This is a genomic window from Acinetobacter sp. YH12043 (genome assembly GCF_013419915.1).
GTDB lineage: Bacteria > Pseudomonadota > Gammaproteobacteria > Pseudomonadales > Moraxellaceae > Acinetobacter.
The window spans coordinates 1-21272 of the sequence record NZ_VOZD01000034.1 but is presented as its reverse complement, the minus strand read 5'-3'; the positions used below and the strand labels follow the sequence as shown (position 1 = coordinate 21272).

General features: G+C 41.6%; 17 protein-coding genes and 1 pseudogene. 8 read left to right on the top strand and 10 right to left on the bottom strand.

Annotated elements, in window-relative coordinates; translation table 11 throughout:
* Window positions 1–76: 76 nt before the first annotated feature.
* On the bottom strand, window positions 77–220 hold the full coding sequence (locus FTU01_RS13965; protein ID WP_180139661.1) for a hypothetical protein: 144 nt from the start codon (window positions 218–220) through the stop codon (window positions 77–79).
* A 53-nt stretch (window positions 221–273) separates the two neighbouring features.
* Between FTU01_RS13965 and FTU01_RS13960 the strand changes: the two genes are divergently transcribed.
* Window positions 274–717: a universal stress protein gene (locus tag FTU01_RS13960; RefSeq protein WP_125279008.1), complete on the top strand. Its 444-nt coding sequence runs from the start codon at window positions 274–276 to the stop codon at window positions 715–717.
* A 125-nt stretch (window positions 718–842) separates the two neighbouring features.
* Window positions 843–1289 (top strand): universal stress protein, encoded by a 447-nt coding sequence (locus FTU01_RS13955; RefSeq protein ID WP_104425970.1) that lies wholly within the window; start codon window positions 843–845, stop codon window positions 1287–1289.
* Between the two features lie 41 nt (window positions 1290–1330).
* Here the strand turns inward: FTU01_RS13955 and FTU01_RS13950 are convergent, their stop codons facing one another.
* Together FTU01_RS13950 and pepN are read right to left on the bottom strand one after the other, a co-directional pair.
* The gene (locus FTU01_RS13950) at window positions 1331–1540 is read right to left on the bottom strand and encodes a hypothetical protein (protein WP_004783945.1); all 210 of its coding nucleotides are present in this window, start codon (window positions 1538–1540) and stop codon (window positions 1331–1333) included.
* A 209-nt stretch (window positions 1541–1749) separates the two neighbouring features.
* Window positions 1750–4359: an aminopeptidase N gene (gene pepN / locus FTU01_RS13945; RefSeq protein WP_180139658.1), complete on the bottom strand. Its 2610-nt coding sequence runs from the start codon at window positions 4357–4359 to the stop codon at window positions 1750–1752.
* A gap of 681 nt (window positions 4360–5040) precedes the next feature.
* Here pepN and FTU01_RS13940 point away from each other — a divergent pair.
* The 3 genes from FTU01_RS13940 to thiM all read left to right on the top strand — a co-directional run bounded on the left by FTU01_RS13940 (window position 5041) and on the right by thiM (window position 7501).
* Window positions 5041–5298: a hypothetical protein gene (locus tag FTU01_RS13940; protein WP_180139655.1), complete on the top strand. Its 258-nt coding sequence runs from the start codon at window positions 5041–5043 to the stop codon at window positions 5296–5298.
* A gap of 169 nt (window positions 5299–5467) precedes the next feature.
* The gene (locus FTU01_RS13935) at window positions 5468–6628 is read left to right on the top strand and encodes a hypothetical protein (RefSeq protein ID WP_179992448.1); all 1161 of its coding nucleotides are present in this window, start codon (window positions 5468–5470) and stop codon (window positions 6626–6628) included.
* Window positions 6629–6667: 39 nt separating this feature from the next.
* Window positions 6668–7501 carry a hydroxyethylthiazole kinase gene (thiM, locus tag FTU01_RS13930; protein ID WP_180139652.1) on the top strand — a complete coding sequence of 278 codons (834 nt, stop codon included), beginning with the start codon at window positions 6668–6670 and terminating at the stop codon, window positions 7499–7501.
* A 476-nt stretch (window positions 7502–7977) separates the two neighbouring features.
* Here the strand turns inward: thiM and FTU01_RS13925 are convergent, their stop codons facing one another.
* Window positions 7978–9501 (bottom strand): TerC family protein, encoded by a 1524-nt coding sequence (locus FTU01_RS13925; protein WP_180139649.1) that lies wholly within the window; start codon window positions 9499–9501, stop codon window positions 7978–7980.
* Window positions 9502–10463: 962 nt separating this feature from the next.
* On the opposite strand from FTU01_RS13925, the gene FTU01_RS13920 reads away from it, so the two are divergent.
* Complete coding sequence (locus FTU01_RS13920) at window positions 10464–10928, top strand: MarR family winged helix-turn-helix transcriptional regulator (protein ID WP_004783963.1); 465 nt, start codon at window positions 10464–10466, stop codon at window positions 10926–10928.
* 82 nt (window positions 10929–11010) lie between these two features.
* Here the strand turns inward: FTU01_RS13920 and FTU01_RS13915 are convergent, their stop codons facing one another.
* The 5 genes from FTU01_RS13915 to FTU01_RS13895 all read right to left on the bottom strand — a co-directional run bounded on the left by FTU01_RS13915 (window position 11011) and on the right by FTU01_RS13895 (window position 18446).
* On the bottom strand, window positions 11011–11673 hold the full coding sequence (locus FTU01_RS13915; RefSeq protein WP_180033503.1) for an SOS response-associated peptidase family protein: 663 nt from the start codon (window positions 11671–11673) through the stop codon (window positions 11011–11013).
* A gap of 92 nt (window positions 11674–11765) precedes the next feature.
* Window positions 11766–13208: an aldehyde dehydrogenase family protein gene (locus FTU01_RS13910; RefSeq protein WP_180139646.1), complete on the bottom strand. Its 1443-nt coding sequence runs from the start codon at window positions 13206–13208 to the stop codon at window positions 11766–11768.
* A 466-nt stretch (window positions 13209–13674) separates the two neighbouring features.
* Entirely contained in the window at window positions 13675–15840 is a 2166-nt protein-coding gene (locus FTU01_RS13905; protein WP_034702314.1) for a malate synthase G, read from the bottom strand.
* Between the two features lie 363 nt (window positions 15841–16203).
* On the bottom strand, window positions 16204–17355 hold the full coding sequence (zapE, locus tag FTU01_RS13900) for a cell division protein ZapE (protein ID WP_180139643.1): 1152 nt from the start codon (window positions 17353–17355) through the stop codon (window positions 16204–16206).
* 83 nt (window positions 17356–17438) lie between these two features.
* Entirely contained in the window at window positions 17439–18446 is a 1008-nt protein-coding gene (locus tag FTU01_RS13895) for an AraC family transcriptional regulator (RefSeq protein ID WP_104426984.1), read from the bottom strand.
* 144 nt (window positions 18447–18590) lie between these two features.
* Here FTU01_RS13895 and FTU01_RS13890 point away from each other — a divergent pair, with 144 nt between their 5' ends.
* Complete coding sequence (locus tag FTU01_RS13890) at window positions 18591–20087, top strand: NAD(P)/FAD-dependent oxidoreductase (RefSeq protein ID WP_180139672.1); 1497 nt, start codon at window positions 18591–18593, stop codon at window positions 20085–20087.
* Between the two features lie 65 nt (window positions 20088–20152).
* The gene (locus FTU01_RS13885; protein ID WP_180139640.1) at window positions 20153–21061 is read left to right on the top strand and encodes a lysine exporter LysO family protein; all 909 of its coding nucleotides are present in this window, start codon (window positions 20153–20155) and stop codon (window positions 21059–21061) included.
* 61 nt (window positions 21062–21122) lie between these two features.
* Here the strand turns inward: FTU01_RS13885 and FTU01_RS13880 are convergent.
* A pseudogene (locus FTU01_RS13880) lies at window positions 21123–21272 on the bottom strand (IS4 family transposase); the annotation flags it as partial.

Sequence of the window (21272 nt, the reverse complement as noted above, 5' to 3'; positions counted from 1 at the left end):
CCTTCCCCCTCGATCAGCCCAAAAATAAGCCCAGGCAGTTTAAACCATCCCCAGAAAAACAGCGTCATTTATCCTGTTATTTTTGATCAATAAAACCTGAATCCCTAGTTTTTTGCTCTGTTTTTTCTTTCATCAAATCTCTGCATTTATGTAAAAATACCTGTAATTTAAAGATTTTTTGCCATTTTTCAGCTTTTTGCAATTGCACCCATGGGTGCATTGTGCTATCAATAAATCAGAGCGTAAAAAACACACAACATGCGGAGAAAAATCATGGCTTACCAACATATTTTAGTCCCAGTAGACGGTTCAGATATTTCCTTTTCTGCAGTTCGACATGCAGCCAAAATTGCCAAGGCATTTGGCAGTAAACTTTCCCTGATTAGCCTGATTGCAGAAGACCCTTTTACTGAAGCTGACTTCTACTACAGTTCAACGATTATGAAAGAGTATTTTGCTCAGGCTCATGCCAATGCAAAAAATGCCCTAAAAGAAGCCACTGCAATTGCAGGCAGTGAAGGTATAGAAGCAGATTCCCGCATTGTGACTGGCCTGGTGAATGCCGAACATATTGCTGAGACTGCAGAGGAAACCCAGGCTGATCTAATCGTCATGGGTTCACACGGCCGTAAAGGCTTCCAGAAAATGATTCTGGGCAGCTTTGCACAGGATGTTCTTGGCGCCAGTCAAATTCCGGTGTTAATCGTTAAAAAATAATCTGATTTGCGCATCTTCAAGGTGCGCAATTTTTTCAGGCCATATTTCTGTCTAAACCCTTCTACAGTAAACCTCCATTTTCTAAATGATCATTTCACTGCATATTCTAAAAATGAGGAAGCACCATGCAAAACTATGAACATATTCTTGTCGCACTCGATGAATCCTCGATGTCCTATGCTGCAGCTGAACATGCCCGTGAGCTGGCCAAAGCTTTTAATAGTAAGGTGACATTGGTCAGTATTATTGCTGTAGACCCATTTAAAGGCGTGGACTTTTATAAGGTTGCTCCCGCAGTCACTGACTATTTCATGCAGGCAGAACAACATGCACTGGATCTTTTAAATGAGATCAAGGCAAATTTTGTGCATGATGGTACACAAGTCACGACCAAGATCATTCATGGTATGGCACCTTCTGAAGGAATTCTTCAGGCAGCGCAGGAAGTTCCGACCGATCTGATTATCATGGGATCACATGGCCGTAAAGGTCTGCAAAAACTGATGCTGGGCAGCGTGGCACAGAATGTCCTTTCCCAGTCCGAGATTCCGGTATTGATTGTGAGACCTTAACGTAACCCAGACAACAAAAAAGCCTGCGATGCAGGCTTTTTTTAGCGAACTTTTTGATTCAGTTCGTTCAGGAAGAGTTCAGCATCCAGCTGGCTATTAAATACTTTTTTGTATTCTCCAGCTTGCTGAATAGAATGCGGTGTATATTGAAGGGAGATTTCAAACAGACCAGTCGCAGCATTTCTGCTGACATGAACCGCAATAATATGCCGAGTATTTAAATAAAAACCATCTTCGATTTTCACTAACATCTTGAATAAGACCTCTAGTATATTAATTTGAAGATTTCTTCATGTTTAATAGAAAAGTATAGTTTTACTTTCCTGTCTAGCCTCTTACTGTAAACCTTTTATGTGACTGATTTCACATTATAGTATTTTAAATGCGCTTAAATTCACCATTTAAAATAAGTCAATAATAAAAAGCCGGATCAGTTGATCCGGCTTTTTACATAACGATCTTATACGCTTAACATGCTGTTCAATGTCTCTGAGACATTTTTCGATTTCACCTGTGGTTTTAAAGCTTCAAGTTGTGCTTTGACTTCACTGCGTTGTGGTTCAATCAGGGTATACCAGCGTGAAAGCACCTGAAGTAGACGTGAACCGACAATCGGGTTTTTCTGATCCAGATATTTCGCCAGCTCGATATAATGCTGCACACCAAAGCTCCAGGTATTGACCGGATTGGCATTCAAACCGCCACTCACCGCACGGATACGGTTTGGCACTTTCAAGTCATAATCCGCATGCTCAGTGAGTGCTTTAATTGTTTCTGCAGTCGCTTTTGGATGAGCTGCTTGCAGCATGAACCATTGATCCAGTGCCAGTGCTTCATCTTTAAAGCGGTTATAGAAATCATCCAGGAATGCTTTGGCTTGAGGCGCATCATTCCATACCAGAACACGCAAGGCACCCAAACGTTCAGACATATTGCCTGTGTTTTGGTATTGCTGCCCTGCCAGTTCAAATGCACTTTCATCACCTTGACGTGCAATCAGCATTAGCATGATATTTTTCAGTGCACGCACACCCATCGCCTGAGAGAAATCTGACTGCAATTCAGGATCCAGACCCAGATAGATTTCTTTAGCTGTTGCTCCAAAAGCACGTGCCAATTTATGCAGCAAGGCATCACGTTTTTCTTGGATCATGGCCGGATTGTAGTCTGTATCAATCCGGCTACCCAGGTAACCTTCTGCCGGTACATCAAATAAGCGTGAAGCCAATAGCGGATCTTTTTGAATCAGATCAGGTAAGGTATTCAGCATTGCCTCGATATAGATTTCAGAAGGTTGATCATCCAGCAGAATGCGTTCTAATAAAGTCTGGGTCGCTTGCCACTGGTTAAAACCATTGGTTTCATATTGCAACAGGAACGCCAGTTCTTGTTCAGAGTAATCAAAATGAAGATCAACGGGTGCAGAGAAGTTACGCAGTAAAGAAACAATCGGCTTGCTGGTTATACCGCTAAACTCGATGGTCGCTTCATCTTGATCAAACAGATATACCCCATCTTTGACGCCATTTTCAAATAAGGCATCAGAGTTCAGGCTCAGCTGCTCGCCTGTAGCCGCATCAAACAAGGCCAAAGCCACTGGAATCGGAACAGCTTTCAGATTCGGATATTTCGGATGAGCTTTCAGGCTTTGCTTAAAGCTAAGACGATAAGTTTGTGCATCTGCATCATACTCACCTTTTGCGACCAGTTTCGGTGTACCTGGCTGGTTATACCAAGTCAGGAAGTTCGATAAATCTACCCCTGAACCGGCAGTCAAGGCAGCCACCCAGTCTTCAACCGTTACGGCCTGACCATCATGACGGCGGAAATACTCATCTGTACCTTGACGGAATTTTTCTTTACCGAGCAAAGTCGCCATCATACGGTTAATTTCTGCACCTTTTTCATACACGGTCGCCGTATAGAAGTTATTAATTTCTACAAAATGATCCGGACGCGGTGGATGCGATAAAGGGCCAGAATCTTCCGGGAACTGATGCGCTTTCAGGACTGCAACATCATCAATACGCTGTACGGCAGCAGACTGTAGATCTTCCGAGAAAGACTGATCACGGAATACGGTCAAACCTTCTTTCAGACACAGCTGGAACCAGTCACGGCAAGTAATCCGGTTACCCGTCCAGTTATGGAAATATTCATGGGCAATCACTGATTGCACACGCATGATGGCAGCATCAGTTGTATATTCTTCATCAGCCAATACACATGAGGTATTGAAGATATTCAGACCTTTGTTTTCCATCGCACCCATGTTAAATGCGCTGGTTGCTACGATCATATAATTATCAAGGTCGTATGGCAGACCATAATGCTCTTCATCCCAACGCATGGAATGTTTCAACGCTTCCATCGCGATTTTGCATTTTGGAATGTCTTTTTCTTCAGCATAGATTTCCAGTGCCACATCACGACCTTCTGATGTGGTATAGCGGTCTTTCATCACTGCCAGATCACCGATTACGCAGGCAAATAAATAGCTCGGCTTTTTGGTTGGATCTTGCCAAAGTGCATAGTGACGGTTTTCATCCACTTCGCCGGTTTCGATCAGGTTACCGTTAGCCAGTAGAACCGGATACTTTTTGTCGGCTTCAACACGAGTAGTAAATACAGACAATACATCTGGGCGGTCTGGATAGAACGTGATTTTACGGAAACCTTCCGGCTCATTTTGAGTCACGAATAAATCTGAACTGGCCTGATACAGACCTTCCAGCATGGTATTGCTTTCTGGATGAATCTTGACCACTGTTTCAATAGTCGCCTGATCTGGAGCATTGCTAATCACCAGTTGCTCAGCATCCAAAATATAATCTGATGCATTTAGTGGCTGACCATTTAACTGGATCGATTGCAGTTCCAGGTCACGACCAAGCAATACCAGATCACCTGCTGTTTGGCGCTGCATCTCCAGTTTGCTGCTGACCAGCGTATGATCGTCATAGACTTGAATATTCAGGTCGATTGAATCTACAACAAAAGAAGGTTTTTGATAGTCTTTTAAATAAATGGTTTGATCTGCTTCGATCACCGGATTCGCCGCGATATTCATATAATGTCCTGATCCTTTATTGCACAGCTTCTAAGGCAAAAGATTGTCAATGCATTGATCATACGCCTTGATCTTGAACCTGTCTGTGCGTTTCATTTGTATTGTATATGGGAATAATTACTGATCTTTTCAATTGAGCTACATCAAAATATACGATAATCGCCTTATATTTGCCCGATATCTAAAATCCCCATCTCTAAAACAACTTAAAGATAAAATAAAAAAAGCTTTCATCTGCACTGTATGATTCCTCTATGCATGATTCCTGCACATGCAAAGTATTATTCCAATATGAAAAATTACTGCCTGGGTTCAGGACAACCTTATATCTAATTTAGATGCTGGGCGCTGCAAAACCTGACTTCTAAAAGATTAAGTTCTGGTTAATCTGCGTTCCAAATTTCATTTTAAATGCACAAATGACATGCACCAGTTTGAATGCATTTTGCATCACCCAACAGCAATGGCAGGATTCAAAGAAAGATATATGCCAAGTTTTCGGCTAATATCATATTTTTTTACATTTTCTTATGTGCTTGATTTAAAAATATATAATTTATGATTAATAGCAATTCCGAAATATTGATTAAAAAATGAGCATAGTTTTTGCTACAGTCTAAGTGTGTTTTCTCCAAGCGCAAAAATCCAAGAATAACGACAACAAAGAAATTGAGGTGAGCTATGTATTTAAAACAGCATGTGGTACGGATTGAAAATCTTAAAACACTTCAGGTTCTGGATAAGGCCAATATTGATCATAAAGTTATTGCCCTGTTCATGAGTTCTGAAGGCGTTCAGCTACAGGCGCATGAGGTCAGTGCGATTCTGAATACTTATGATGCACTTGGTGCCAAAAAGGTTCCATCCAAAAAAGTGCAGGCGTTGATTCAAGCGAAACATCAGGGAGAGGAAGACGAAACATTACCATGCCCTGTTTAAAAACGATGATCCAGTTTTCTTGAATACAGGGCTACTTCGGTAGCTCTGTTCGTTTAAAGGCTCTCTTCTCCTGAAAATCTGCTGCATTAAAAATATTCTCAAATGACGCGTGACTTTGATGAGCTGTGTATAATCGCAGTTTCTCTTTATTCTGGAGTTGTGCGCAATCATGGTATTCAACGTTCTGCAAAAACAGCTTGATGAAAGTACGCAGTGCCCGTTATGTAAGGCCTCCATGTACTGGATCGAGGCAGAACAGTATGATCAGGACATTACTTATCATGAATGCAGCCACTGCCAGCATCAGCTCTATACCGACCAGAAACATAACTGTTATTGCGATCAGTGTCTGGCTCAGCGTAAACGTATGCTGAAAGAAGTCCGTTTACAGGAAAACCGGAAATTTCATAAAAAACAGGATCGGCATGAATATGAGCTCAATCAGCTCAGCTTTATTAATAAACTGTTTCTGCTCTCGATTCTGGATGAACAGGTTCAGGAACATAGCCAGCATCAGGAATATATTGACTGGCATGCCATTAAATATTATTCCATCAGCCCGAATTACCTGTATCAGCATGGGTTGGTCAAAAATCTGCTGAAAGACCAGATTCTAGTTCCTAGAGATATTCAACAAGAGAATCAGCAGTACTATATTAATGTACGTCTGGATGGCTATTCTGAGCCAAGCCTGTTTAGTATTACCCAGCAATTGCGTTACTGGTTCTATGAAAATCTGAGCAAAGGCGTACCTTTTAAAAGTGCGGATGAAGTCAAAGATGCACTGTATTGTCTGCTGTATCAGGAAGTCATTCAATTCGCTCAGTTCTATTGCCGTAGCTGGGGTATCCAGATTGCGGGCAATCAAAGTTTTCAGGCTTTCTGCTATCGCCTGCTCGATGTTTTGGCTGTGGGACAGATTTATTATCTGGTGCAATCGGCCCTCGAATATCTGTATCAGCAGAAAGCTTTAAAACCACGAAATGAAAATTTCATTAATACCAATTTACTGAAAAAGACCCTACAGCAATATCGGGAACGTTCAGTGAATGAAAAATGGGAAACCTCTATCCTGCCTCGTCCACCGCAATTGCCTTTGAGCAAGATGAGCAGCATCCTGTTTTTCCGCTTCCTGGGTTATGATGAAAATATTTTCTTCCAGCCGGTCTGGCGTTCATGGCAAAAGATTGAACCACGCCTGAAATTTTATTCACAAAAACGCTGTATGCATTGCGGCTCACAAGAGCTTACTGTTGAATATGATGCCAGCGATTATGTCAGCCTGTTATGCCGTAACTGCAAACATCAAGACCATTATTTTACCCGCTAAGCATTTAGCAGCTCTATTCATATTTGAAAGATCAGGATGATGAATACTTCCGTGCAACAATTACAAAATACTCTTTTCGATCAGATCTGTGAAGCCTGGTCATTGCTTCAAGAGCAGCAACCCTTGGTGCATGTGATGACCAATGCGGTGGCCAGCAATTATGTGGCCAATATCTTGCTGGCTGCGAATGCTTCGCCCGCTATGATTGATAATCCTTTTGAAGCAGAGAGCTTTGTCAAAATTGCTGGAGCACTCAGTTTAAATTTGGGAACGCCGACTACCGAACAGGTCGAGGCGATGCAGATCGCTGCTAAAACAGCACACAGTATCCAAAAGTCATGGGTACTAGATCCTGTTGGTTATGGAAATGTACTGCATTGGCGTTCAGGTGTTGTGGATCAGCTCATGACCTATCAACCCACAATTTTACGGGGAAATGCTTCAGAAATTGGTGCCTTGGCAGGGAAAAATATTGAGTCCAAAGGCGTCAATAGCACTGTCGATAGCTCGGAAGTTTATCTACAGGCGCAGTCCTTACTGGAACAATGTGAATGTATTGCTATTTCAGGTGAGTCTGATTACATCATTTCCAGAGATTATCCGGTGATTCAGGTTTTAGGCGGCTCATATTTACAGCCGCGCGTCACAGCAACTGGATGTGCCCTAGGCGCACTGATTGCAGCGTATAGTGCAGTAAGTTCTCCTGCGATCGCAGCACTCTCTGCTCATGTACATTTTGCAATTGCCGGTCAATTGGCTTTTGCCAAAGCACCGACCTTAGGTCATTTTAATGCTGCATTTATCGATGAGATCCATCAATTGAACATAGAAGCGATCCGTCAATATGCAGACTTTCGGATTTTGGCAGACTAAGCATCAGTCGGGTGTTTTATAATGAACACATGGAACACCCTATTACACTATTCAACTTATTTTTTAGATAATTAAAGTCAGCCCTAATCTGGCAAAAATAATTTTTCAAGCGCTCAAGCTGAGTATTGTGTAAGTTTTGGATGAGCTTTTGTATCTCGAATTTATCTAATATCTTTCAAAATTACGTGAAATATATATTTTACCACTTAGTCAAATTCACACTTATTTTTAAACTTTATTTAAATTTGTTTAATAATTCTAAATAAAGCATGTCTGGAATTTGATACTTCATTAAGATTTCTTACTTCTAAACCAGTAAAACCTATTACTCATTCTTGGCTTTCAAAATATTCAATACTCCATTTAGCCTGAAGAATAAGCTTAGGTGAGCATTAATATCTAAGTCATAAAGAATATTCAATAAAAAAGTCAGTTGCCCTTAAGCAACTGACTCAAAAAATAATCAAGACAGGCGATTAACCCTGATAATGGATACTCACCGACTTAATCCGGTTATTTTCGATTTCCATTACCTTGAATTGAATACCTTGGTAGTTCAGTTCAGTACCTACCTCGACCACACTATTGGTTTTATCCAGAATCAGACCGGCAACACTGATATAGCCTGCATCTTCATCAATCAGATCCAGCATACCGAGCTCAAGTTCTAACTGGTACAAATCCAGCATACCAGATGCAATCCAGTGTGTATCATCAACTTTGACCAGATCCAGCTGCTCATCGGCATCCGGGAATTCACCGGCAATTGCCTCAAACACATCTAGCGGTGAAATCAGACCTTGTACATGACCAAATTCATCGCTTACCAGCACCAGAGAGCCTTTTGAGGTACGTAAGGTATTAATCGCGTCAATCACCTTCATTCTTTCAAAGATATAGATAGGGCGATGACGCTTGATCAAAGCTTTTAACTCTTCCGGTTCATCCAGTACATCTAACAGCTCTTTGGCACGAACGATGGTAATCACCTTATCCAGACTGCCCCGACAAACCGGAAACAGGCTGTGGGGTACAGACAGGATTTTTTCACGGATTTGTTCCGGACTATCCTCCAGATCGACCCAGGAAATCTGACTTCGTGGGGTCATGATCGATGCTACAGAACGCTCTGCCAAGGTCAATACCCCGCCAATCATATAGCGTTCTTCATCCGCAAAGGTTTCCTGTGCTTCATGCTGAGTAGTACTGGTGGTTTCAAGCTTAGCGCCCATCAGTTGGAGAATACTGTTAGCAGTGCGATGACGCAACGGAATCTTGGCTTCATGTTTCGCAGCATTGCGCTGACTAAACTGGTTAAAGGCTTCAACTGCAATTGCAACACCAATACCAGAATAGATGTAGCCTTTCGGAATATGGAAACCAAAACCTTCTGCCATCAGGCTGATCCCGATCAGTAACAGGAAGCTCAAACACAGAATCACGACCGTAGGATGACGATTCACAAAGTTAGTCAATGGTTTAGACGCCAATAACATCACGGCCATCGCGATAATCATCGCCGCCATCATGACATAGATATTATCGACCATGCCTACGGCGGTAATCACCGAGTCCAGTGAAAATACGGCATCCAAAATGACAATCTGGGCCACGACTGCGGTGAAGCTCGCATATGCCACCTTGGTGGTAACCTGTATTTCAGGCTTACCTTCAATTTTTTCATGAAGTTCGGTGACAGCTTTATAAAGCAGGAATAAACCACCAAAGAGCAGAATCAAATCCCGTCCAGAGAAAGTCCAGTTAAATAGTTGAATAAGCGGTTGAGTCAAGGTGACTAACCAGGAGATCGCAAACAGCAGACCTAAACGCATTAGCAAGGCCAAGGATAGACCAATCACACGGGCCTTATCACGCTGTTCAGGGGGAAGTTTCTCAGCCAGAATGGCAATAAAGACTAGGTTATCAATACCTAAAACGATTTCGAGAATAATAAGAGTAATTAAACCAACCCAAATTCCGGGATCTAATAAAAATTCCATTAGAACACCATCCCGTTTGAGTATGTAAGCAACGAATATGGAAGATCAACGCACGGCGAGGGATCCATTTAATTTAACCTTTTCGACTTAAGATGTATCTATTATGCATAAACTTATGATTTTTGAACAATAAAATTTATGAAAAACTGTTGCACCGCTTTGCCTCTCCTCATTCTAAAATCTTTTAATTTTCAAATCATTGGCCTGAATCTGTTATGTTCTACATAACTCATTACAAATTAAAGAAAATTTAGGCTTCTTTTTGACCCTAAGCGCATTAAATCTAACTGATAGAAGCCTGAGATATAAATTACTGTTTCTCTTAATATTCATATCTAATCATGCATCATAAAATATTGAATCATCCACTATCCGACTAAGTCCATTAAATCCACTTATCTAAAGACATATTTTAAATATGGATTTTTTATTAAAATAGTTCATACACGTTATAAATAGTTAGTCGTGGGATCAAAAAGATGCATAAGTTTCTCATCCAAAACGGTTTTATTAGATGGGTGACCAACTTAAATGTACTCGCTCTAGCTTTCGATCAGATTTGAGAAATCCGAATCTGCGTCGTGCTACAGATTAAAAAATGTATCAGAGCATTCATTTAAACAGCATCGATTTTGAATTGTATTTCCGCATACTCACCAAAAGTAATATATGCGCAGGTCGGCCATTTATCCATATGGTTTGCCAATCTAGTTCTTATTCAGACTCTAAATTTAATCTGGAGTCTTAAGATTTGCATGTCATATCAATGCCATTCATCTGGATAAAGACAGTTACAATTTGCCCCGATTGATCTACAACACGTAAATCACCTGATTTTTTTGGTGTTAAGAAGATCTAACAAATGCAATCTCGTTAACATTTTTAAAAATAAAGGTTGAAACATGTATAAACTTTTACATAAAATGTCAGTGCCCTAGAAAAATAAATAAAAGGAACATTTCATGACTAAAAAATATGCAAAATTTTTACCTTGTGCAGAAGACTTTAATTTAGAAAACTTTCCATACTACTGGGTGACTCAAGTTCATGCCCAATATGTCCTAAATGTAGATCATGCACTTAAAAAGTATGGTGTCGATAATTCACGTCGCCGTATCTTGCTTGCTCTTAAAGCCAAACCACATGCCAGCGTTTCTGACCTGTCAGAAATGGTCGTATCTAAAATGTCGACAACCACCAAGATCGTTTATCGCTTAAAAGATGAAGGTCTGGTTGAAACCTATTCCTGTGAAGACGATGCTCGTATTACCCGTGTCGCGCTGACTGAAAAAGGAATGGAAATGACACATAAAATTAATGACCTGACCAATGTTGTACTGGAACAGTCATTTGAAGGGCTAACCCCATTACAAATTGAAAAAACCATGGAAAGCTTACGCCATATCTTTAAAAATTTGGCTCGTTAAGTATTTTTCAATTTTGAATTTAGCTGGCGAGATCAATAACACCTTTTATAATAATTAACGATCCGCCATTGCTTTCTAGGTTTTAGGAATCAAAAAAGTTCAGCTGTGGACTGGCTTTTTTGATTCTTTCTTTTGGTACATGTGAACATTCGAACTCCTCTACTGGAAATCCCTGTACAAAGCTGCGAATATCCGGTTGTGTGAGATTCAGCCATTCATGTAAACGTTCATGCGGAATCACAATGACTGAACGTTTAATATTTCCCGGCTCATGAAACTCTTTCATCATGGGATGGTCTATTGCATCCATCGTAATCATACTGGCCGAACGTACAATTTCATCCTGCACCCGTGCAATTTCATAGAGTGCCGCAATAAAGGTCGCTTTTCCATCCTTGCGTCTGACGCCCCAGCGCTGTGGTTTATTATCAAAATACTTTGACTCATAAAATTCCGAGACGGGAATTACCCCAAACTTGCATTTGACTGTCGCTTCTACAAAGGTTGGTTTTTGCAGCAAAGTTTCATTTCTGGCATTGTAGGTTTTTGTCCCAATCGTTTTATCCTCTGCCCATTTGGGAATAAAGCCAAAGTTAACCGAGCGCCATTCCAGACCTTGATCAGATTGAAATAACAAGGGGGTAGCATAATTCGGATAGACTTCTTCCGGATATTCAAAGGGAATTTCCGGCAAGCCCAGATCATGTATTTGCTGTGAAGTTAAAGGCTTAAAGTTGGCACACATGCTTAATCAGACAGATCACTTGATGTTCTGATTATAGCTTGATGCCAAGCTTAAACCTGTATGGATTATGGATAAGTTTCTATCATTTAATATTATTCACTGGGTACAGTCAGCCAGTGAGTACGGGTGAATTCCTCAAAAATCCAGCGTCCATTAAAACGCCCAAGCCCAGAGTTTTTCTCTCCCCCAAACGGAGCATTAGCCTGATCTGCCACACTAATACCATTGATATGAGTCATACCGATATCCAGCTGTTCTGTAAAACTGATACCACGTTCAATATTCGAAGTACAAACCGCACTGGATAAGCCAAAACGGGTATCATTGGCCAGCTTTAAGGCATGTGCTTCATCACGAGCTTTCAGTACTGGCAGAATCGGTCCAAAACTTTCTTCCTGAGCCAGTGGAGATTCAGGTGCTACCCCAGTAAAGATATGTGGATAGACCAGATTACCTTCTATACCCCCTTCATATACCAGCTCTGCACCCTGCTCTTTTGCACTCTGAATAATCTGCTGATGTTTTTTGACCTGACTCTGATTGATGATCGGCCCAATGATGGTCTCTTCCAGATTTGGATCACCCACAGCAACAGTTTTCACTCGCTCTAAAAGCTTTTCCACATAGGCATCATGGATGGATGCATCAACAATGACCCGATTGGTGCTCATACAGATTTGCCCCTGATGCATAAAGCGTCCCATGATTGTCAGTTCTACTGCCAGCTCAAGATCAGCATCATCCAGAATCACCAGTGGCGCATTTCCGCCCAGTTCCAGCGCCAGACGTTTAATTCGAGGGCTGGCTAAGGCTTTACTTCCTACATTCTGTCCGACTTCAGTAGAACCCGTGAATGAGATCATTTTTGGTATCGGATGCTCGACAAAATAGTCACCAATTTCACTGCCTGCACCTGATACCACATTGAGCACACCTGCAGGTAAGCCAGCTTCTTCCAAAAGTTTTCCTAATAAGGTTCCACCTGTCACTGGCGTATCACTTGCTGGCTTGAGTACCACACTATTTCCACAGGCAATAGCTGTTGCTACCGAACGCATGGATAAATGAAATGGAAAATTCCATGGGCTAATGACACCAATCACACCCAAGGGTTTACGCAGTACCAGACTTTTACGTTGGGGATCTTTGCTCTCCAGCTGTTCAGTCTTGATCTGCTCCGGAAATTTCTGACTTTCCTGAATAATGGATAAAGCAGCGCCAACTTCCAGACCCGCTTTAAAACGGGTACTTCCAGACTCAAGAATTAACCAGTCAATAATTTCATCTTGGCGTGCCTGAATCACCTGTTGTAGTTTTTGCAGGATTTGCTGTCTTAACTCAACTGATTTAATAGCACCCTGTTGAAAGGCTTTATCAGCTGCCGCATAAGCCGCATCAACATCTGCTGTACTGGCAGCCTGCAAAGTAAAAATCGTATCTTGAGTATAAGGATTCAAATTCTGAATCATTTTCTGGGAACGGCCAGGTTGCCACTGACCCGCAATAAACTGCTGATCCAAATGTTGATATGCCATGCTGTTCTTCCCTGCAATTTATTGATTTGCTTTTACTTTAGCAGAGCCATTTCAGGATGGAAGTGACAGCGACGAATTGTTACGCTTTTATCTTTAACTTTATAAGTAAGTGGAACTTACTGATGCATGATTCTCTTTTATCGCAGTTTAAATCTTCCAGTACGTCAGCCCAAATACGATTCTTAGAAATTAAAAATTGTGAATTAAACTGAGTCTTAAATGTCATGATCCAAAGCTCTACAGCTACCCAGCATGAGGAGCTGTAAACGTTCATACGAATAGCGACTGGCAGATATAAAGCTAATGTTTAACAGATAATTATTATTAAAGTTTTCTTCTCTGACTTTGTTCTATTTTAGGGCTTCAATCAGTTAGTTTACCGTCCAAAAGAACATTTTTATTCTTAGATCTTATTTAAAAACAATAAAAAAAAGCCTCCGAAGAGGCTTTTTTTTAAGTTACAGGATTAGTCACCTGTATAACCTTTAAGTTTTAAACGCGCTGCGTGTAGAAGCGGTTCTGTATAACCTGATGGCTGTTCACCACCTTTGAAGATCAGATCAGAAGCAGCCTGGAATGCAATGCTGTTGTCAAAGTCAGCAGCCATTGGCTTGTACAGTGGATCATTCGCATTTTGCTCATCCACAATTTTCGCCATGCGTTGCATTACTTCTTCAACCTGTTCACGCGTTACGATCCCGTGACGTAACCAGTTTGCAACGTGCTGAGAAGAAATACGTAAAGTTGCACGGTCTTCCATCAAGCCCACATCATTGATGTCTGGAACTTTAGAACAACCTACACCCAGATCAACCCAACGAACCACATAACCCAAGATACCTTGACAGTTATTTTCAAGTTCTTTCAGTTTCTCTTCTTCAGACCAGTTAGTATCAGTTGCAAGAGGTGGAGTTAACAAATCATCTAAAGGCAATGCTTCAGTTGCAAGAAGTTCTTGCTGACGGTTTGCTACATTAATTTGATGGTAGTGAATCGCGTGAATCACTGCACCTGTTGGAGATGGAACCCATGCACAGCTTGCACCTGCTTCAGGATGTTCAGTCTTGGTTTTGTACATGTCTAACAGCATGTCTGGTTTTGGCCACATGCCTTTACCAATCTGTGCTTTACCACGTAGACCTGTTTGCAGACCTACCATCACATTGCGGTTTTCATAAGCTGGGAACCATTTTTGGCCTTTGATTTCGCCCTTACGCACGAATGGACCTGCTTCCATGAAGGTATGGATTTCATCACCTGTACGATCCATGAAACCGGTGTTAATGAAGATGGTACGGTCTTTCGCCTGAGCAATACAGTTTTTCAGGTTAACTGAAGTACGACGCTCTTCATCCATGATACCGATTTTCAGGGTTTTTGCAGGTAAGCCAAGCGCCTGTTCAGCACGCTCAAACAATTCTACTGCAAATGCAACTTCTTCTGGACCGTGCATTTTTGGCTTAACGATGTACATAGAACCGGTACGTGAGTTCTTGATCGTGTTCTCACCACGGATATCAGCTACAGAAAGCAATGGAGTAACCAATGCATCCATAATGCCTTCGTAAATCTCTTCGCCATCTACAAGGATCGCCGGGTTTGTCATCAAGTGACCAACGTTACGAAGCAGCATCAATGAACGGCCATGAACCTTGGTCTCACCGCCTTCAACATTTTTGAAAGTACGGTCAGCATTTAGTTTACGGGTAATGGTCTTGCCATTTTTCTCGATAGACTCTTCAAGCGTACCTTTCATCAAGCCTAACCAGTTACGGTAGCCTTCTACTTTTTCTTCAGCATCAACTGCTGCAACAGAGTCTTCCAAGTCCTGAATCGTCGTTACAGCTGCTTCAAGCACAACGTCTTTTACGCCTGCAGCATCTGTTTGGCCAATTGGGCTGTTTGCATCAATCTGGATGATCGCATGCAGGCCGTTATTTTTCAATACAATTTCAGTCGGTGCAGAAGCTTCGCCATTGTAACCAACGAATTTAGAGCTATCCGCAACAGTTGTGGTAGAGCCGTCTTTCAGCGTTACAACCAGTGCATTACCTTCAACTGCATATTTGGTTGCATCAGCATGTGAACCTTGTGCCAGCGGGAATGTTTCATTTAAGAAGTTTTTCGCGAATGCGATAACTTTTTCACCACGTTTCGGGTTATAGCCTTTACCTTTTTCAGCACCATCTTCTTCAGAGATCACGTCGAAGCCGTATAAAGCGTCGTATAAAGAACCCCAGCGTGCATTCGCTGCGTTCAGGCAGTAACGCGCATTACGTACTGGAACTACCAGCTGTGGGCCAGCCAATAGGGCAATCTCTTCGTCTACATTTTCAGTGCTGATCTGGAAATCTTCTACTTCTGGTAATAAGTAGCCAATTTCAGTCAAGAAAGCTTTGTAAGCTTGTAATTCAAATGTGTTATTGCGATGCCATTCATCAATTTTAGCTTGAATATCATCACGCTTAGCCAAAAGTGCTTTGTTTTTAGGGCTAAGATCAACAACGACTTGTTCAAAGTTTTTCCAGTATGTTTCGCTGTCCAAACCAGAACCTGGTAGTGCTTCATTTTCGATAAAATCGTAAAGTTCTTTAGCAATCGCTAACTTGCCTTTTTGAATACGTGCAGTCATTGTCTTTCCTGATATTGCTACTTTTTATACAAGAGATTCTAGTATACCGATTAAAATCTAGCTGAATAGTACTATCACACCGCAAAATAATGAGCATTTTTCCAATAAGAATACCCTCATATCCTTATTAAATGATGTCTCACACGATGCAATATCATCCTGCTAAATACCCTCATGACAGTGTATAAAGTTTTTGAAATGTAGAAATTAGACTTAAGTTCAGATTTTTGAATAAAAGTTGTCCGTTCTTTTTATACAAGGTCATATTTAGATCAAGATTAAGCCATGTTTGGCTGAGCTTGTCGATCTTTGACGCAATGGAATGCATAAAAAAGCGCCGGTCATGACCAGCGCTTGTTGTATTTATTCAGGCTCACTTGAAGCTATTTTCTCGATCTGGCGATGTTCTGAATGCAGATATTCATCTGATTGCATCTCTAGCAAACGTGAACGGGTCCGTTCAATTTCGAAAGCCAGTCGCTCACCTTTATAAAGATCAATAATATTATCTTCTGAAGTCAGCAGTAATTTGACTCCACGGTCATAAAATTCATCGACCAGATAAATAAAACGGCGTGTGGCATCATTTAGGAAATCGGTTAAATGCGGCACATTGCTGACCAATACCATATTGTAGATATTCGCAATTTCAATGAAGTCAGCCGGACTACGCGGTTTTAGGCATAGTTCAGAGAACTCACACCACAACACATCTTCAGTATGTGCCACAGTTTCAACAATGCGGTTATTGATGATGATTGGTTCTTGAGAAGAGGTTTGGGTTTGAGTCAGTGCGGTATAGCGATGTGCCAACCAGTTTTTATTATCATGCGTTAGTGGATATTTGAATAATTGCGCCTGCTTTAAGACACGTAAACGGTAATCCACACCAGCATCTACATTCAGAATGACACAGTTTTTCTTGACCATTTCAATGGTTGGCAGAAAACGGTCACGGTGAATCCCGTTTTTATATAAACCATCCGGTGCAATGTTCGAAGTCGCCACCAGCGTAATGCCACGTTCAAATAGCTTCTGGAACAAATCACTCAGGATCATGGCATCGGTGACGTTGGATACAAAGAATTCATCAAAACAGATTACCACGGCATCTTTATAAATCTGATCCGCTACGAGATCCAGCGGATTACGCTGACCTGAAAGCTTGTTTAACTCACGATGCACATGCTGCATAAAATGGTGAAAGTGCATACGGGTTTTGCGGCGAAATGGAATCGACTCATAAAACTGATCCATTAGCCAGGTCTTGCCACGACCTACTCCGCCCCACATGTATACACCCTTCGGCGAAGTCTGACGGCGGAAACGGCGAAAGGCTTTCTTAGACGCTTTAAAGCGCTGAATTAATTCCAGCCAGGTACGATTCAGCTCATGTACTGCCATGGCCTGTGCATCATCAGGCATAAACTGTCCTGAAGACAAAGCCTGTGCATAACGTTCTGCAGGAGAGATCGGACTAAAAGCGGTGCTGTGCTGTGAATTAAAATCGGACATAGGTTTCGTACTATTCAGGATCTGTTTAATTATAGCGGAGTTTAGAACGCACACTATAACACTTTGGCATTAACTAACTTAGGCTATTTTATATATTGCCGAGGACTTTGCCCAAACCAGCGCTTAAAGGCATGGTTAAAAGCAGCCGGTTCGGAATAACCCAATAACTCTGCAATCATTTCAATCGAATACTGTTTATATTCAATGAGTCGCAAAGCTTTATCTTTAATAATCTCTTCGCGAATCTGTTTATAACTGGTATCGAACTGCTGTAATTGATGGCGTAAAGTACGTTCTGGAATATTCAGAGCCTGAGCCGTTTCAGCCATACTCGGCATCAAACCGGTTTGCAGCTCCAGATAATCCTGTACTCGCTGTACCACAGTCGGGACATCAGCATCTTCCGCCAGACGTTCCAGTTCAGCCAGACACTTTGCTTCATAGACTGCAAAGGTCTCCGCATCTGCTGAAGGAATCCGGATATCCAAAATGGCCTCATCAAACCAGAATGCAGCTCTTGCAGCACCCAACTGTACCTGTGTTCCATAATAATCATGATAGATTTTCTGGGTAGCAGGTTGTTCCGGTGCGGCGAAAGGCAGTTCAATCTGCAAGTCAGGCTTGGACAAACCCATCATCTTGTAAATATCGCGAATGAACTTGAAAGTACCTGAAATCTCAGCTTGCGCGACCAGCATTCCCAGATGATCTTCCGTTTTCTTGGGATAATAGCAAAGCGCACTGCGGTACTCACTTTGCTCCACTCCCAACTGACCGGTAAGATGCGTCAATTGCTGAAAACGAATCACCTGATGCATCGCATCACGTACGGTTGGACTGGTCACCAGCAACATCAGCAAAGGCCCATAACCTGCCAAAGCATAATGCTGGCCGATCAATAAACCCTGTTCTGGCTGGATATCCTGACCCACCACCTTGAGCACATCATATTCCACGCTTGGGTGAATAATTGAAGTCGGATCAAGCGCATCAACACGCAAGCCGATATTTTGCAGTTTTTGATCGACCTCTATGCCAGCCTTGCGCATGCCCTGGATCAGATACATCAGACTGAGAACAGAACGTTTCATAACCATACAAATACAATGTGATAGCTCTAGTTGTACTATAAAAATAAGCAGTCGGCTATTGCCGTTTAGATCAATTTTATATCTAATAGCCAGTTAATAAATCAAGATAATTATCCATTATTAAAATAAGCAAGGAATGCGAAGATACTGGACAATACAAGCCTTACCCACAATCATCCTTATACCAAAGTGGCCATTATCGGTGCCGGTTTTGGCGGGATAGCGATGGCAGTACGTTTACAGCAGCAAGGCATCCATGATTTTATTATTTTAGAAAAAGATAGCAATTTTGGTGGAACTTGGCGCGATAATCAGTATCCGGGAGCGGCCTGTGATGTGCAATTACATATGTATTCCCTTTCCTTTGCTCCCAAAACTGACTGGTCAAAACGCTATGCCGAAGCACCGGAAATTTTTAGCTATATTCAGGATTTAGTCAGTCATTATAATCTTCGGGCTTTTGCTCGGCTGAATACCGAAGTACTTGGGGTTCATTACCAGCAAGACCGATGCTTATGGCAGATCCATCTGCAGGATCAAAGCATTCTGGAAGCCCAGTTTGTAGTATTTGCCTCTGGTCCTTTACATGTTCCTCAAATTCCCCATATTGCGGGCATTGAAAAATTTAAGGGTAAAATCTTTCATTCTTCTCATTGGGATCATCGTTATGATCTTAAAGGGAAAAATGTCGCATCGATTGGGACAGGTGGCAGTGCAATTCAATATACCCCTGAAATTGCACCCGAATGCAAACAGCTCTATGTCTTGCAACGCACTGCAGCTTGGGTCATTCCACGGGATGAACGCTTATATCATGACCTGGAAAAAAAGCTGTTTTCCAAATATGAATGGTTCCGCAAATTACACCGGATTCGGCTGTACTGGTCCAATGAATCGCGTGTGGTGCCTATCGTAAAACCAACTGTCATGAAATATGCTCAGAAACTCGCAGAAGCTTATATTCGCTATCAGGTCAAGGACAAGGAAACTGCCAAGAAGTTAACTCCAGGCTACATCATGGGCTGTAAACGGATTCTGGTGTCTAATCAATATTTCCCCACCTTTAACCGTAAAAATGTGGAACTAGTGACTGAAGGCATTCGTGAAGTGACCGAAAACAGTATTATTACAGCAGATGGTAAAGAACGTCCGATTGACTGCCTGATCTACGGTACCGGATTTATTACTGATCCTAGAATTTATCTGAAAAATTTTGATTGCACTGGCTTGAATGGCATTCACTTAAATGATGTCTGGAAAGATGGTGCCGAAAGCTATTATGAAATCTGTGTGAAAGGTTTTCCGAATCTGTTCCAGCTATTAGGACCGAATACTGTGCTGGCACATAACTCAGTGCTTTTCATGATTGAAGCCCAAGTAAGTTATATCCTACAAATGATCGCTCTAGTGGATCAATCACATAGTGATGCAATTGTGGTCAAAGATCAGGTACAGGAAAAATTCAATCAGGATGTCCAACATATGCTGGACAATACGGTCTGGCAATCTGGCTGTGTCAGCTGGTATCAACAGGAAGGTGGGAAAAATTTTGCCTTATGGCCTACCTATACCTGGAAATACTGGCTCAAAATCAAAACCCTTAATGCGGCAGATTACTATTTTTTAAATAAAGCCAGTTAAAAGCCCTTCACATACATAGTGCTAGCGATGGCATAATAAAGACTGATTTATCATACTTTTTTATTATGCAATCGCTTTGGTTAGTATCCCAACTTCTGGTCTGTTTAGCACTTGGCTTTGTTTTTGCGAAACGGCTTCCTGTTCCCTTCACAAAAATCTGCTTTAAGGTTCTTCCTTATTTTAGTTATATCTTACTGATTGCCATCGCTTTTGAGTTTTCTGAACTTTTAGCGGAATTACCTCATCCTGCTCAGATTCTAAATACCTCTATTACAATTGCTTTTCTCACCTCTATTGGGGCATTTGGCTGTTGTTATCTGCTCTTTAAATGGGCAGATTTTCAACCTTCTTCTGGACGAGTCTCCACTGAGCTAGTGATTAAATCACTGATCAATATCAGTTATGCGTTCTTCGCCTTAGCCGCTGGCTACTTGCTGCATTATAGTTCCACTCAAATGGGTCTTTCTATTCAAATCAGCACCTGGCATTTATTACTGGTCTTTATGTTTCTGATTGGACTGGATCTTGCCTATTCACCACTTGATCGCTCATGGTTGAACTGGAAAATCCTGCTGGTTCCGGCAGGTTGTATTGCTGGTTCATGCGTGGCAGCAATTGTCTATTCTTTCTGGAATCCAGATATTCATTTAAAAGACCTGATTATGCTGTCGCAAGGTTATGGTTTTTATTCCATGTCGGGTGTTGTCGTCACAGAACTGAGAAATGCAGAACTGGGTAGTATTGCCCTGATGAATGACCTGTTTCGGGAAATTTTTGCGATTTTACTGATGTATTGTGCCGGCTGGCGTTACCCAAGATCAGCAATTTCTGCTGCAGGTGCGACTGCGATGGATGTGACTTTACCCATGGTCAAACAGGCCTGTGGCAATGATTTTATTCCACATGCCATGGTGAGCGGTTTTATTTTATCTGTATTGGCGCCAGTAGCGGTAAGTGTGTTGGCGGTAATTTAAAAATCCCTCCCGACCTCCCTTTTTTAAAGGGAGGAGAAGTCCATTGCTGTCCCACAATTTTTCACAAGAGGAAGCTCAAATGAGCTTCCTCTTGTTTTATGGGTATTTTATCGGGTGAAAATAAAGCTTTTAAAGTTCTTCTTTCAAACAAATTCACTTGAATTATTCTGAGTAAACGTTGAACTGTCCAACCTGTTTTTCCTAAATGTTG

Bases quoted from the DNA above. Each gene is read 5' to 3' on its own strand.
- FTU01_RS13965 (WP_180139661.1), bottom strand. From the start codon at position 220: ATGCACCCATGGGTGCAATTGCAAAAAGCTGAAAAATGGCAAAAAATC.
- FTU01_RS13960 (WP_125279008.1), top strand. From the start codon at position 274: ATGGCTTACCAACATATTTTAGTCCCAGTAGACGGTTCAGATATTTCC.
- FTU01_RS13955 (WP_104425970.1), top strand. From the start codon at position 843: ATGCAAAACTATGAACATATTCTTGTCGCACTCGATGAATCCTCGATG.
- FTU01_RS13950 (WP_004783945.1), bottom strand. From the start codon at position 1,540: ATGTTAGTGAAAATCGAAGATGGTTTTTATTTAAATACTCGGCATATT.
- pepN (WP_180139658.1), bottom strand. From the start codon at position 4,359: ATGAATATCGCGGCGAATCCGGTGATCGAAGCAGATCAAACCATTTAT.
- FTU01_RS13940 (WP_180139655.1), top strand. From the start codon at position 5,041: ATGTATTTAAAACAGCATGTGGTACGGATTGAAAATCTTAAAACACTT.
- FTU01_RS13935 (WP_179992448.1), top strand. From the start codon at position 5,468: ATGGTATTCAACGTTCTGCAAAAACAGCTTGATGAAAGTACGCAGTGC.
- thiM (WP_180139652.1), top strand. From the start codon at position 6,668: ATGAATACTTCCGTGCAACAATTACAAAATACTCTTTTCGATCAGATC.
- FTU01_RS13925 (WP_180139649.1), bottom strand. From the start codon at position 9,501: ATGGAATTTTTATTAGATCCCGGAATTTGGGTTGGTTTAATTACTCTT.
- FTU01_RS13920 (WP_004783963.1), top strand. From the start codon at position 10,464: ATGACTAAAAAATATGCAAAATTTTTACCTTGTGCAGAAGACTTTAAT.
- FTU01_RS13915 (WP_180033503.1), bottom strand. From the start codon at position 11,673: ATGTGTGCCAACTTTAAGCCTTTAACTTCACAGCAAATACATGATCTG.
- FTU01_RS13910 (WP_180139646.1), bottom strand. From the start codon at position 13,208: ATGGCATATCAACATTTGGATCAGCAGTTTATTGCGGGTCAGTGGCAA.
- FTU01_RS13905 (WP_034702314.1), bottom strand. From the start codon at position 15,840: ATGACTGCACGTATTCAAAAAGGCAAGTTAGCGATTGCTAAAGAACTT.
- zapE (WP_180139643.1), bottom strand. From the start codon at position 17,355: ATGTCCGATTTTAATTCACAGCACAGCACCGCTTTTAGTCCGATCTCT.
- FTU01_RS13895 (WP_104426984.1), bottom strand. From the start codon at position 18,446: ATGAAACGTTCTGTTCTCAGTCTGATGTATCTGATCCAGGGCATGCGC.
- FTU01_RS13885 (WP_180139640.1), top strand. From the start codon at position 20,153: ATGCAATCGCTTTGGTTAGTATCCCAACTTCTGGTCTGTTTAGCACTT.